Genomic DNA, 14,944 nt, shown 5'->3' on the forward strand with positions numbered 1-14,944 from the left:
CAGGACGAGACGATAAGAACAAGCTGGGGGCGTTAAAACCCTCGCTTGGAACTGGCATGGGGGTTGCCGGGTTGCTCCGGGACAACAGTTTGACACACAGCGATGCCATCACCGTATTTGAAGGACAAAAGAGAAGCCTGATGTTGATTGAAACCCTGAAAGCATTATTCACCAGAGATCTGAACAAGCTGCGAAACGAGATCGAACTCTATGAGAAGGAGGAAAACCTTTGGAGGGTTGAAGGGCACATTGCCAATTCGGCAGGGAACCTCTGCCTGCACTTAGTGGGCAACCTGAACACTTACATAGGCAAGGAAATCGGCAAATCCGACTACGTCAGAAACAGAGCATTGGAGTTCTCATCAAGGAATGTTCCCCGGGAAGACCTGCTCAACAAGATTGAAGACACCGTTCGGGTCATCCATGCATCCCTTGACAGACTGGATGAAAGTGATTTGGCGAGTGAATACCCTGTTTTAGTGTTTGAGGAAATGACGTCCACCCAGCACCTGTTAGTCCATTTGGCCACTCATTTAACCTATCACCTGGGACAAATAAATTATCATAGAAGGCTGCTGGATACATAAGGCCGCTTGCAGCCAGCCAGCTGGTCTACAGACTTTCCTGGTGAACAGAACAGACGTTCCCCCACTCTTCCCCCTTTCAGTTTTAATATTCTGCTTTTTTAGTGAACTATGCCAGTAAGTGAAACAGGGGTTACTTAATAACCTACACTTTCCTGCTCCAGAACTTCCACATGGCCCAGCGCATATCGTAGTGCCACGCCCAGCAACGGAGCAGGCACCGCCGGGCAGAGGAGGCAAAGCAGTTTGAGCCCCTCAAATGCAGGGAGAGCCACGGGTGCCCCAGCGCCAGGCCCTCTTTGTGTTTAGACAATAAAGTTACACCAACTATAAGCTATAGTTAGTGTGGTTTTGTTATATTGCCCGGGTAAACCGGGCATGACCGCGTTTGCCATCAACCATAGGGCTTTCAGGGTAGAGACAGGCAGGGCCGCCTGAGGTGCAAAGGAGAAGGGTGCAGGGCTGAAAGAGAGTGCATAGGCGCCGCCTGTGCCAAGCCGAACAGTATGCGTGCTCATTCTTAACCTGACCTATAGCCATGAAACAACCTCTGCTGCTGGCGCTGTGCCTGCTATTCAGCTCTTTCTCATGGGCCCAGAGCCCCGCAACCGGCACCATCAAAGGCACGGTGGTAGACTCAGCCAATCAGAAGCCCCTCGGCTACGTGACCGTGGTGGTAAGTGCGCCCGATAAAGACGAGCCTGTCAAAACAACTTTTACGCAAAGCGACGGAAAATTCGAAATCGCGGGCCTGCCGCTCGGCCAGTACAAACTCATCCTGACCTTTGTGGGATATAGGCCCTTCTCGAATGAATTGCCCGCATTGAATGCTTCCCACCCCGTGGCAGACCTGGGCCAGCTTAGCCTGGTCAGCTCGGCGGAGCAGTTGCGGGAAGTGGAGGTAACAGCCGAGAAGATGCTCATCACCCAGGACATTGACAAAATCAGCTACAACGTGGAGTTCGACCCGGAAAGCAAGACGCTGACAGCGCTCGACATGCTGCGCAAAGTGCCGATGCTGAGCCTCGACGCGGAGGAGAACATCCAGTTGAACGGCAGCGGCAGCTTTAAGGTGTTGGTGAACGGCAGGGCCTCCACCCTGTTCGCCCGCAACCCGAAAGACGTGTTCCGCAGCATGCCCGCCTCTACCATCAAGCGCATAGAGGTGATTACGGACCCGCCCGCCAAGTACGACGCGGAGGGCATCGGCGGCATCATCAACGTCATCACCCACGACGCACCCCAGAACGGTTACAACGGCAGCATCTATCTCTCGCAGAGCCTTCCCGACAGCAGGTCCGGCTCCGCCAACGTAACAGCCAAAATGGGCAAGTTCGGCCTCTCAGCCTACGGAGGGACGAACAAATTCACCAGCCCCAGCTATACTTCCCTGTTTGAGCGCGTGAACCAAAACACCGGGGCGAGGATGGTGCAGGAGGGCAGCGGCAAGAGCGAAGGCTACTTTAGCTATGTAAGCGGTGAGCTGAGCTATGAGATCGACACCCTGAACCTGCTCGCGGCCAAGTTCAGCCTGAACGGGAACGATTTTGAGTCCACGGCCCTCCAGACGGTGGAGGAACTGAGCAGCGAGGGCGACCGGACGCAGGCCTACGAACGCAACAGCCCTTCAGCGGGCCATTGGTATAACTATGAGGCCGGCCTTGATTACCAGCACACGTTTAAACGCGACAAAAACCAGCTGCTCACGCTCTCTTACAAGCTGGGCAGCGAGCAGAACGGAAGCGAATCTGACCTGCTCTTTAACCCGATTCTGAACTATGTAGGCCCGGAGGAGACCCGCACCCTCAACGACGGAAAGTCGGTGGAGCAGACCTACCAGGCCGACTACGTGCACCCGGTCAAGAAGCACACGCTGGAGGCCGGCGTCAAAACCATCCTGCGCGAAAGCGGCAGCGACTATTTCTACCGCAACTATAACCCTGAAACGGGCATGTATGTGGAAGTGCCGGCCCTGAGCAACGAGTTCGATTACAGCCAGGACATATACGCCGCGTACACCTCCGCCAGCCTGCGCTTCGAGGAGTGGGGGCTGCGCCTGGGCACGCGCCTGGAGCAGACGGTGGTAAACGCCAACTTCAAATCGTCCGGGTCGGTGGCCGAGCAGGACTACCTGAACCTGATTCCGAACGTGACCCTGACCCGGACGCTCAAAAACATGGCGACTCTCAAGGCCTCGTACACGCAGCGCATCGAGCGCCCCGGCCTGTGGTACCTGAACCCCTATGTGAACCGGACAAACGAAAAAACCATCTCCTTCGGAAACCCGAACCTGGAGGCGGCCACCAGCCACGTATTCAGCCTGGGGCACAGCTTCTTCAAAGGCAGCAACTCGTTGAACAGCACCCTCACGCACGCCTTCACCAACAACGCCATCCAGAGCTACACCACTTTTAACCCGGCAGACTCGGTGAGCAGCACGACGTTTGGCAACATCGGCCGGAACGGCACCACCACCCTCTCGCTGGGCGGCAACGCCACCTTGTTCGAGAAGCTCAGCCTGAACACGAACGGCTCCCTCTCCTACAGCGACCTGAGCGGCAACATAAACGGACGTGACATCAGCAACAGTGGCGTGAGCGGCTATATGTTCAGCAACGCCAGCTACAGGTTTGAGAAGAACTGGCGCGCCAGCGTGAACGTGGGCTACTATGCCCCCCGCGTGCTGCTGCAGGGCGAGTCGTCGGGGCAGTTCTGGAACGGCATTTCGGTGAGCAAAAGCTTTCTGAAGGATGAGAAAGCCAACATCAGCCTCTCGGTGCAGAGCCCGCTGAACAAGTACTTTACCTACTACAGCGAGCTCAGCGACCAGAATTTTTACCAGCGCAGCGAAAACCGCAATGTGCAACGCCGCATCAGCCTTGGCTTCAGTTACAAGTTCGGCAAGCTGAAAGCGGACATCAAGCGCACCCGGCGCGGCATCAAAAACGATGACCTGAAGAGCGGCGAAAGCACGGGAGGAACAACAAACTAAGAACGGCAATTGGTTAAGGGTATCACTCGTTCCGCACTCCCACGGGAATACGTGAGGCGTGGTCCCCCCGCGGTCCCAGTGGGAGTGCTGCCGGACCCGCATCTGCCGGTCAATGCTCGTCACGCCGCGGCTTATGGATTTGAAATCTGCTTTTGCCTGCCTGTAAATCAATGCAGGGGAAGGACAGGAAGCGCGGTAGCATCAGAGCTGAGCGGCTCCCGCTGAGCGTCTACAAAGGTCGTTCCACGTACGGGCACCTCTTTCGAGCATGTTCCTGCCGCCTTCTTCCGGGCAAAAGCCGGCGAAGGAAGGGCGAATGCACCGCTTCTGCCGGGTCCATGGCGCCTGCTGCTTCTGACCCCCTCCACCCAGGCACTTCAAAAGAAGAAAAAAACAAACGGGCGCTTAGATAAGAAACACAGGAGCGCTACCTTCTAAGGCAGAAGGGCGGGCCGCTGAACCGTTCCCTTGCAAACGCCGCACGGCGCCGGAGTGAGCCGTTGGACCTGGATCCGAAACACAAGACCCTGTCATGGCCAAAAGGTATTTTCCCGCAAAAAGACACCGCCGTTGTTTCAGCCGCCCGGTTTTGCTCAGGCTGGCTGGACGGAACAGCGGCGTAAATGCAGTGGTCATAGCCGGATTTAAAACGACAAGCGGCAGGAAAGTATGCAACCATTGAAAAGCAATATTTACTTTAAAATAGGGACGGTCGTAATCATCAGACTGCTGTTGCTCATTCCAACCTCTATGATCGAAGATCTCATTCTAGAGAGCTGACACAGGATCAAGCTATCAAAGAAGTGAGCTCCAAATGGCGAGAAGAGCAGACAATTTCAGGGCCCTTCATCTCTATACCCTATTACAGATACGTCAGGGAAATCTCCAAAAGAGACTCAACAGAGAAAATTGTTCAAATAAAAGAGTATCTCCATGTTCTGCCGACACAACTCAACAATTCAGGAAACATCACTCCTGAAAAAAGGAGCAGGGGCATTTACGAAATCGTAGTCTACAATTCCCCGCTTGAGATCTCAGGGTCGTTCAGCAAAATTGACCTTGCGGCAGTTGACGTACAGCCGCGTAATATTCTGTTTGATAAAGCAGAGTTCGTCGTCGGCATGGATGACCTCAGGGAAATAGAAGAGCAGGTGGACCTGACGTGGAACAGGGAAAAGATCTCGTTCAATCCCGGGGTTTCGTCAAACGACGTTGTGAAGAGCGGGATCAACGGCCTGGTTCGCTTGGACCCCAACGGCAGCACCTCGTACAGTTTCAGTCTGCGTCTAGACCTCAAAGGAAGCCAGCTGTTATACTTTACTCCGGTAGGAAAGGTGACTAATATTCGTTTGGCTTCCGAATGGCCTAACCCGAGTTTCAACGGTGCATTCCTCCCTGATGAGAGAGAGGTGACAGAAAAAGGCTTTGAGGCAGAATGGAACGTGCTACACCTGAACAGAAACTTCCCCCAGATTTGGACCAGTGACCGCCACTCCATCAGCGATTCCTCCTTCGGGATTGACTTGCTTCTTCCGGTTGACAATTACCAGAAATCCTACAGGTCAATCCGGTACGCCATCCTGTTTATCGGGTTCACCTTTTTGGCGTTCTTCTTTGTCGAGGTGCTCAACAAAATCTTCATTCACCCGATCCAGTACATCCTCGTGGGAATGGCCTTAGTAATTTTCTACACACTCCTGCTTTCCATTTCAGAGCACCTGAAATTTAATCTCGCATTCATTGTATTAGCCGTTTCGACCCTTCTGCTCATTGCAGGCTATATTCGCGCAATCCGAAGGTCCCCAAAGCTGACCATGCTGATCTCCGGGATTTTGACCGTACTGTACACTTTCATTTTTGTGATCATTCAACTGCAGGACTATGCCTTGTTAATTGGAAGCGTGGGTATCTTTATTATCCTGGGGCTTGTGATGTATTTCTCCCGCAAAATTGATTGGTATAATTTAAATCTCGAGAGCAAGGCAGCATAGACCGGCTGGCCATGGCAATGCAAGAGGTTAGTGCCTGCAAAATGTCTTATTAGACACTGGGCTTGCGAATCAAAAGTCTGTTCTGTGGGCCTGGTTCTAGACAGACGCCCCTGAGCGTGATGCCGAGCCGTAAAACTTGTCCGGCATAGAGCGACTCATAGGCTGCTAACAAGGAAGGCTGTTATATTTAACAGGAGAGCCTGTAGAGGAGGGGCATTGGCTACTGCCTGAGGTAAAGCAACGCAGTGATTCTTTTTTTCTCAAGAAGCTCTTGCTTCCTACTGCTGTGTCTTAACTAAAGTATAAAAAGAAGAACACCTTCAACAAGAAGTATCTTTTTATTAGCTTAAGCAGGCAAACAGCTCAAGGTGAGTACTACCCAGTAGCAAAAAAAGCACCTTTAAAGGTTAAATATTTAACCTATAGCGGGTACTCCGACCGCCACCTTCCTGGATGAACGCTCCCAGTTCCAGAAGATGCTGCAAATCTCTTGTTGCAGTCGCCTTGGAGGCTTTGGTGATGGCTATATATTTTCGTGCATTCATACCTCCCTCAAAAACCTCTGGTCCTGCGTCAAGCATCCTTCTGGCAGCCTTTATTTGCCGTTCATTCAGTGCGTTGTTGAACCGGTCAAAGAACTTGGATTTCTTCAGAATGAAATCGACAAGGCTGATAGCCTGTTGCTGTGAGGTTAGAATAACACTGACAAAGTATATGACCCAGGACGTGATATCGTTGCTTTTCTGGGCCTGCTCCAGGGCATTGTAATACGCCTTTTTATCTGCCTCTATTGTGCTGGAGAGGCTAAGCAACACCGGACGGCCCAGAGTTTGCGACAAAGCTTTTTCTGCTATAGCACGTCCGATTCTGCCATTGCCATCTTCAAACGGGTGAAGGGTCTCGAAATATAAATGTGCGACCGCCGACCTGACAGGGGCTTTCTTGATCGCATTGCCTCCTCCAGGTGCTGTACGGTTGAACCATTGAATGAACCTGTTCATTTCATTAGGTAAGCGGGAAGAAGGAGGAGCCTCAAAATGCACCTTTTCCTTGCCAAGCGCGCCTGAAACAACCTGCATCGGTTCCTCATGGCTGCGCCACACGCCAGAATTGATTTGTCTCTGCTCTTTTAATAGCATCGTGTGCCGTTGGAAGAGCTTTTCCGCTGTCAAGGCATCCGCATAGGTTTTACGGGCATCGGCCATCAGTTCCCCCGCCCCTTGCGCCATTTTATCTTCTGTGGCTTCAGGGGTCTGGTTAAGGCCGAGGTTATTGCGAATAGATGAAACAACATCCTGGCGGCTAAGGTACTCGCCTTCAATTTCTGACGTTTTGATAGCTTCAGCCACCATCATGTCAATCACAGCTTCCAACTGGGCTGCTTCAGGCAGGGCCTTCAACATCCCACTGACATGGCCTGTCAGCTCTGCGAACTCGAAAAGCATATCTTCTACTTCGCTTACATCATACTTGAATTCAGGCCAGTCGGGTTGTTGCCAATTGTAGATCATGAGCCGAATACAATGCTTATATGGCTCAAATATATAATAAATATGAGCCGAATAAAAAATTTAATCGGCTCATATAAACTTTAGTGCGCTAAGGCAGAAAATGTTAACCGGCATCATATTATTTGACTTAGTTCCTGAAGGGTTACCTCACCAGGACCTGCTTCATCCCGTTTCTGCCAAAAAAGGTAGGGAAGTACATCAACCCCGCCCTTGCAGGGTTGAGGGTGTAGGAACCTGTGTAGCGGGGCAAAAGCTTTAGGGTGAACGTGTGTTTCCCTTTTGGAAGCCTGTCACAGAAGATGCTCACTTTATCCCGGTAGTATTCCCGATGCACTTCGTAAGGTCCTCTTCCACCTTTTGTATCATAGGAACAACTGGCGGGAACCGGCACTTCTATCATCACATAGTCGGCATCCGCTTTTACTTCCACCTCCACTTCCATCTCTACTGGTGTGCCGGCCTGTAACACATTTTTTCCTTTTATCCCTTTCAGGGAGCTGCTCACCGTAAACGCTTTCTCTACCGGCTGTGGCAATTTGTTCCAGGTGCTCTGGTAAGCAGTGAAATACAGCGGGAGTCTACCCTGCTTTTTTACCACCAGCGGTCGGGTCGCCGCAAAGACAGTATCTGTCACGGTGGCTTTGCTCTCAAAATTTACTGGTCCTGAAAAGGTTAAGCTGTTCGTAGGCAGGTTAGCCGTACCGGGTGTATCCCGGAGCAGCTCCGGCAGTAAAGTCTCCAGCACACGCGCTGACTCATAAGTATTGCGCCAGTGCCCGGCGCGGCGCTCGTTTAACAGGTAAGCCTGTATTTGAGAAAGCTCCTGCGCATTGCTCTCTGCCGCACGGAGTATTTCGTAGGCAAGCAAGGTATTGGAGATGTTGTTGTTGAAAAGGCTATGCTTCTCCTCTCCCCAAAAGATGCCACCCAGCATAGTTTCCTTCTTATAGCGCTGCAGTGTGTCCAGCTGTACCGGAAGCTGAAGGTGCTGCCGCATGCGCATCAGGCGCAGTTTCTCTTCCAGCGTCTGTTTCCGGTTCTTTTCAAGCTCCTTCACATAGCGGGCAAAATCAATATCAACCTGAAGCTTAAACAGTATTTCAAGTGAGGTAAGTTTATCTTCAAAGTCTCCTCTCTCCAGCAGGTTAACCATGTAGTCGACTAGTTTCTGTCCTTCATACCGAACAGGATAGCTTTCCTTTTTAGCCATCACCAGGGCTTCTATGACATGGTTGGTAATCCAGGCATAAGCCGGTCCGCTTTGCCACCAGGCCCAGGCGCCCTCCTTCAGCTGTGTCTTCTCCAGGTGGCGTATCAGCTTCCGCACCATCCGGTCATGCGCAAAGGGCTGCCCTAGCTTTGCCCGGATGCGCTTCTCTAAAAGCAAGGCGATCAGCTTAGAGGCGGCCTGCTCGCTGCACCAGTATTCATATTTGTGCAGATAGTCGATTTCATCCAGCATTACCTGCACCAGGTCTCCCTGTGCATGCAGCCGTACCGGCCCCTTCGCCGGATCAAAAGTAAGCGTAAAGGTTGTGTCGGTGGAGAGTGCCAGGAACTGCCCCGTTGTTTCTTCCACTCCTTTCGGATAAACAGGAACATAGCGCCTTTCGCCATCTGTGAACCCATTTTCCTGCTGTAGGCTGTACTGTACCTCCACTGAGTCTGGTGCCACAGCAGGAGCGTTGATGTGCAAGGTATCCGTAAAACTTCTGTTCAATAGCTTTTTCTCTTCCTTCACCGGTTTCCCTCCCACTTCGAACTTGGTGTTCACCATGGAAGAGTCCGGCAGGTAACTGGAAGCTTTGCCTATGATATGCGCCTTGTCCCCTTCTACCAGGAACCGTGGCAGGTGCAGGGTGGCCATGATGGCTTTAAACGATTTGATGTTACCGCTGTAGAGGCCACTGTGCTTTTTGTCATCCATGCCCAGCACATAGGTATTCCAACTGGTCACATCATCCGGAAAAGTAACGTTGAAACTTGCCTCTCCCTGATTATTTGTTCTCAGGCGCGGCTGCCAGATAGCATAATCCGAAAAGTTGTTCCGAATGGAAAGGGCTTCCGTGTTTTGCAGCAGTGCATCAGTCCCTGCAGCAGATGCCAGTAGCCCTCCTCCCTTTTTTGTTGTGATGATAATGACTCCTGCCGCTCCTACTGCGCCATACAAAGCCGTGGCTTCATCCCCCTTTAAAGCTTTTGTGGAAAGGATGTTTTCAATGTCGCTTTGGTTGCCGCTATACGGAACACCGTCTACTATCAGCAGCGGCTTCGCACTTTCGGCATTCATCGTGGCAGCGCCACGCACCACAACTCCTGCTGCCTTACCGCTCAACACGGACACAGTTGCATATGCGACTGTTTTGCTTTCATGTTGGGCATAACCGGTCACAACCACTTCCTGGAGTTGCTTCATGTCAGGTTCCAGCGCTGGACTGACTGTCTTTCTTCCATTGACGTTTTCCTCCCGCGGCACAAAACCAATGAAGCCAAAGACCAGCACGCCGTCCGTCGGTACATAAATTCTGTAGTTGCCTCCGGCATCTGTCACAGCTCCTGTTTTAGTGCCTTTTAACACAACCGTTACGCCTGGTAAGGGAGAGCCTGTTTCATTCTCCGTTACCACACCGGTCACCAAATGGCTGTACTGCTCCGAGCCGTCTGTATAGGTAAAGATCGCTTCCTGTGTCATTTGGTGCATTTGCTGTTGCTCCTGCTCCTTGTCTTTGTCGGCCTTCCTTTGCTGTTCCACGCGCGCCTCCACAAGCTGAAGCAGGTATTCTCCTGCTGCTGAAGAGGCCGCTCTGTCCGATGACCTGAAAAAGACCTGCGTCTGCCCGTTCGGCTTCACCGCTACATTTGTTGTGGCAAAGTCACTATTCAAGAACACCAGGGTTAAGGTATAGGCAGCAGGCTTCAGGTTGTATAACACGCTGCTCTCCCTGGGGTAGATCAAAAGAGAATCAGGGTAGCCCACTTCATGCAGCAGCACCAGCTTTACCTGTTGCCTCACCGAATCCGGCAGATCCCACCCTATCCTTCCGGTGCCTTTTTCTCCTTCATGACTGGCGTTGGCGGCATACACCCGGCCCAGCAGGCGCTCGTACTGCGCGGCTTCCCAGTTTTCATGTATTTTCCTGTCTGCTAAGGCTTCCTGATGCAGCAGTTCCGATTGCTGCCACTTTTCCCAACTTCGGATGAAAATCTTTTTGTCTGGCAGCTTTCCTTCGCGCATCTTCAGCAAATCAGGGGCAAAATGGTAGCTGTAGGCCGGCTCCATCATGAAGTTGGTCGTGAAACCGTTCAACCGCACATACTGCATCCAGGAAGGGCTGAAAGGGCCCGCCAGGAGGCTCTGGCCTCGCTGGAAATAATGCGGCAGCCTGTTATAGTTGTTTCTCACGAGCAAATGAACACGGTTCCCCTGCTTCAGGTAAGCCGTACTTTCCCTGTCCTGCTGCTCTACATAAAAGAGGTAGCGGTACAGGTTGTGCTGTTCAGCGGCCGATAGCTTGTTTTTCTCAGCCTCACGGGCAAAGGGATTATCGGCGGCCGTAATGTCTGCGCTGACAACGAGCTTGCGTTTGGGCTGCAGGTAAACACTGTCGAGCGTCACCAGTTTATTGGATGTTCTGAGCTTGATGGTGTGGTAGCCGCTATCAGCTGCAAAGGCATAGGCAGGCAGTATATCGGTTTTAGAAAAATACACCGGCACTTCGTCCAGGTACACCACATGCACCGGCAAAATTTTACCTGCATCCACTACAAAGGGAGAAACCTGGGTGATGCTGTCTCTGACGGTGGCATAATCCGTAAACAAGCCATCCTCGGGGAAAAGGAAGTTATAATAGGCCATGCTGTCCAGGCCCATGCGGCGCCCCCAGTAATCCCAGTCCATCATTTTTTCTCCGCTCACGCCACCACCCTCTATCTCCAGCCTCCGGTTAGCCTTCTGTTGTTTGTACCTGTCCCAGGATGGAAGATTGGGTACGCCCTGGCTTTTGAATTTAGAAGTGAGCGCATAAGCTGTCAGGTCCACGCCCGGCACGGCCTTGCCTGCTGCATTTCTTACCTTTACAAGCATGCTGGCCTGCTGCCCCGGGTAAACAACAGCTGGCTCCTGCAGGTCTATCGTCAGCATGTGTTTTCGGTGGGGCGCATCCTCTTTTAACTGATGCATTTCCCCTGCCCACATATAGTGAACAGCAACAAAATACGGCTTCTCCCCTTTTGCCGGCTGCCGGAAAAAGAAGCTGTTTTCATGTCCCTGCCCCCGCGCCACCATTTTCTCACCGCGGTATACAAAATACCAGTAGGGCAGCCGCCTTCGGTTCTGGAGTGAAAAGAACAGGGAATCACTTACCCGGGAAGCCTGAAGGGCCACCAAAGCCTCTTCTTCTTCAGGCAGGTATACATCAGCATCCAGTTCACCCGCTGTCACCTCATAACCTGCAGCATAAGCATTCAGTGGAACACAGGTGGGTAGCTGCACACGCGTTGAAAACAGGTCGTCGTAGTCCCCGTTGTAGGCGCTTACCCTGGCTTCTTTCGGTACTGCTTTCCCATTTTCGAGGTACTGCACCAGGAGGCTGTCCTCCTGCAGGGAGAGCTTTAAACGGCCTTTTGTGTAGTGGTAGCTGGCATTCTCTGTTTTGCTGCTTCGTTCATTGCTGGCGTTCAGGAAAGCGGCTGTTACCGTATAGTCGACAGAAGCCTTCGGGAAAACAGTGTCCGGAATGGAGATGACAGTCTCGCCCACCGCATCCAACGGCTGTTGGTGCACCCAAAGGGTGTCGGGTATAAAAAGGACGGGTGCTTCGCTTTTCACTACGTTTTTGGTAAGGAGGGCCACCTCCACCCGGGCATCCAGCAGATTAAGCCCGTTTGCGTTCGTGCCGCGAAGCATCAAACTGTTCTCCTGTCCTGCCTGGTGCTCCTTGTATTTTAAGGCCAGGGTATAGGTATTCTCCTTCAGTTCATAATCTTCGTAGTGGAAGCTCCCGCTGATGTACTGCTTCTCTTTTTTCCCTGGCTGAAGGAGTGCAAGGGTATAGCTCTTGTCCAGTACCAACTTTAAGGAGTCATGCAGCACAAAGTAGCCTTCGTAGGCCCCTTCCCGGAAAGGCTGCACCTCTCCCAGGCTCTTTGTCTGATCATCGTAGCCACTTAACTGCAGGGTAACTTTTTCTTTCACAGGCTCCCCGTCCTCTTCCACTACAAAAGCTTTATACCTGACGGTGTCGCCTGGCTGGTACATAGGTTTGTTGGTGACCAGGTAGCCCCTGTACTTTGAGCTGAACGAACGACGGTACCGGGAATCAAACAAGGAAAAAACACGTCTTACCCAGCCCTGCGGGCCGTGCCATCGAACGGAATTATAGACATCGTAAAAAGGGCGCCAGATGAACCGGATAGGTGGGGCGCTGGTTATCTTGCTTATAAAGCTTTGGTCGTACGTATACTCCTCTTCTTTTTCCAGTTTTTCGAAAAGCGTAAACCCATTCAAAGAAACGGAAAGTAAACCTTTCCGGGGCGTTCGCTTCAGCCGGTATGTTTGTGTCGCAGGGTCGTAAGCAGCCTTTCTTCCTTTCAGCCGCACCTCCGCATTTACTATGTTGTTCCCCAGGCTGTCATGCACCAGCACGGCTAGAGCCGGTTTTACCTGCAGCAGCTTCACGAATATTGGGGAGTAGGTCCTCAGGTTGTACACCAGCTCGGGGCCGGCGCTGTGCATGAAGAGATAGTGCCCCTGGGGAAGCTGTTTTTGAAGGCCCTCCTTTACTGTGAAGGAGTCGGTGGGTGCGTGAAATCGGGAGACTTCTACTGCCTGAGTTCCTTTCTTATAAATTTTGAACGCTTCTTTGTTGCTTACTTTATAGATGTAGGTATAGGGGCTTCGGGTTTGGGCATTTTTCAGCTTGTCCTGGCCCTGCACAGCACCGGTACAAAAAGAGATAAGCGCCAAAAGGGAAAGGAACAGTTTGAGCATAGCACAGCCTAATGAACCAATAATATACAAATTAATATATTAATATTCTTTAAGCTGCTGCAGATTAAGCTCACACAATCTCCTCCCGCTCCAGCCACTCTAACTCCCCGGGAAGTTCTTTGTTGTTGAACTCCAGGTGAATGACCCGGCGGTGCTTGTTATTCTCTGTTTTAGAAGAGGCATGCAGTGTCAGGGGTTTCATCAGGTGCACTCCGCCCTTCTGTACTTTGCAGCATTTGCCCTCTGTTGTTTCTCTTATTTCGGCTATCTCCTCATCTGAAAGAATGCTGAAGTGCGTCTTCGGTATCACCTTCAGCGCCCCGTTCTGCTCGTCGGTGTCATCGAGGTGGATGCGCAGCGTAAAGGCGCTTTGCAGGTACTCCACCGGCGGACGCACGCTCACCAGCCCGGCCTTGTTTGTCCAGCCACGGAAACCTTCCGTCTCCACCTTCTCCTTCACGTTGATCGGCACGTCCTGGTGCCAGGTCACGTACCAGTTCGACCTGGGCGGCTTATCAAAATAAACAGCCTTCGTCAGGAAGTAATCCGCACCGAGGCCTTCCCGGATCAGCGTGCACAGGTTGCTGTTGAAGAGGAGGTGCTTCAGGTTGGCAAGCTCCTGCAAAAGACCGCGAATGGCAAAGAGGGCATCCGTTCTCCGGAAACGCTCCTGGTCTTCTGTGGCCCGGGTGATAGTAGAGAGTATTTTGCCCACTTCCTTGCTGGTGTACATGTTTTCCAGCACGGCATAGCCCCGGCGCTTCACTTTCGTGATGCTGTGTTCCAGCTCCGTCAGGTTCAGCTCCTTTTCATACTGCTCGGCAGCGTTGCGCATCTTATCGTGTATGCGGCGTTTCAACTTATGCGGCTTCAGCACTTTGATGCAGTCCCCGAAGCCCATAATTTCCCGTTCCAGCTCAAAGTTTAGCTGCACGTGCAGCCGGATAATGATACCGTTGCTGGTCTTCTCCACCAGTTGCTGCGAATGGTGCAGGGGCTTTGTCAGCACATAAGGTGCGTTTTCCCTGTTGATGTACAAGTCCACTTCCTCGGGGCCCTCGTGCGGATTCACCGAGACGCCCAGTACATGCTTAAAGTAGTCGGCAAGGTTCAGCGTAGTGTTTTCCAGAAAGGCCTCATGGGACTCCCCTACTTCCAGGATACGGTCAAGGGCCAGCACCAGCACGGGCTGATTTTTCTTTTTGATGCCCAGCACAAACCAGCGGTTGCGGTATTCCTTCAGAAAGTACGGGTGAAACGTAAAGGCATGTGCCTCCCGCGCCTTGAAAGACTGGTAGGTCAGCTGCACAGGCCTTTTCTTGATGATGGCTTGATAAAGAGCATCGATGTGCTCCAGGCCCTTCAGGTTATCGTTCTTCTCCAGATCAATCACCGGTGGCTGCTTTGTTTTGGCCGTATGGATGCGATCCTCCAGGCGCTGCACCATACCGCTGAGCTCGTGAAAGTGCGTGAAACCCTTGAACTGCCGCAGGATTCCCGCCACCTCCGTCAGCTTCCCCAGGTCCTGCTCAGTGAGTGGGATGTTGGTGATGGAGTAGTCTGGGTCCTCGTAGGCATAGTACTTTTTGTCAAGCACAACGATAGGCGCATTGTAGCCCAGCTTGTCGCTGCGCATAAGCTGCAGATCCATTTGCACCGTGCGCCGGCTGACGCCTTTGTCAATGCCCTCATACTCATACAAGGCATCGGAACAGGCATCAATCAGGTCCTCCAGTGTCCATTTCCGGTACTTGTTGCGCAGGCAGTTATCGAGGGTGCGGTAACGAATGAGGGCATTCCGGTTTACAGGCATGGAGCAGGACTTCAGTGTTTATTTTAGATAAAAATATGATTCTGTGACGTTTATGGAAGCAACT

The 14,944-nt window shown here is 52.1% G+C and carries 7 protein-coding genes; 3 read left to right on the forward strand and 4 right to left on the reverse strand.

Going from position 1 to position 14,944, the window contains the following annotated elements; all coding sequences use genetic code 11:
* Positions 1–140 precede the first annotated feature (140 nt).
* Positions 141–587: a DUF1572 family protein gene (locus tag ABD920_RS22385; protein WP_345162536.1), complete on the forward strand. Its 447-nt coding sequence runs from the start codon at positions 141–143 to the stop codon at positions 585–587.
* 142 nt (positions 588–729) lie between these two features.
* On the opposite strand, the gene ABD920_RS22390 is transcribed toward ABD920_RS22385, so the two are convergent.
* Positions 730–897 (reverse strand): hypothetical protein, encoded by a 168-nt coding sequence (locus ABD920_RS22390; RefSeq protein ID WP_345162538.1) that lies wholly within the window; start codon positions 895–897, stop codon positions 730–732.
* Between the two features lie 225 nt (positions 898–1,122).
* Here ABD920_RS22390 and ABD920_RS22395 point away from each other — a divergent pair, with 225 nt between their 5' ends.
* Positions 1,123–3,576, forward strand: a complete 2,454-nt coding sequence (locus tag ABD920_RS22395) for a TonB-dependent receptor domain-containing protein (protein ID WP_345162540.1) — start codon at positions 1,123–1,125, stop codon at positions 3,574–3,576.
* Between the two features lie 803 nt (positions 3,577–4,379).
* Positions 4,380–5,567: a cell envelope integrity protein CreD gene (gene creD, locus ABD920_RS22400; protein WP_345162542.1), complete on the forward strand. Its 1,188-nt coding sequence runs from the start codon at positions 4,380–4,382 to the stop codon at positions 5,565–5,567.
* 407 nt (positions 5,568–5,974) lie between these two features.
* Here creD and ABD920_RS22405 read toward each other — a convergent pair whose 3' ends face one another.
* The 3 genes from ABD920_RS22405 to ABD920_RS22415 form a co-directional block, all read right to left on the reverse strand.
* Positions 5,975–7,078 (reverse strand): Fic family protein, encoded by a 1,104-nt coding sequence (locus tag ABD920_RS22405; protein WP_345162544.1) that lies wholly within the window; start codon positions 7,076–7,078, stop codon positions 5,975–5,977.
* Positions 7,079–7,220: 142 nt separating this feature from the next.
* Entirely contained in the window at positions 7,221–13,067 is a 5,847-nt protein-coding gene (locus ABD920_RS22410; RefSeq protein ID WP_345162546.1) for a carboxypeptidase-like regulatory domain-containing protein, read from the reverse strand.
* A gap of 70 nt (positions 13,068–13,137) precedes the next feature.
* Complete coding sequence (locus ABD920_RS22415) at positions 13,138–14,880, reverse strand: phytanoyl-CoA dioxygenase family protein (RefSeq protein ID WP_345162548.1); 1,743 nt, start codon at positions 14,878–14,880, stop codon at positions 13,138–13,140.
* Between the last annotated feature and the right edge of the window lie 64 nt (positions 14,881–14,944).

Origin of the sequence: Pontibacter saemangeumensis, assembly GCF_039541895.1 — a bacterium.
Lineage (GTDB): Bacteria > Bacteroidota > Bacteroidia > Cytophagales > Hymenobacteraceae > Pontibacter > Pontibacter saemangeumensis.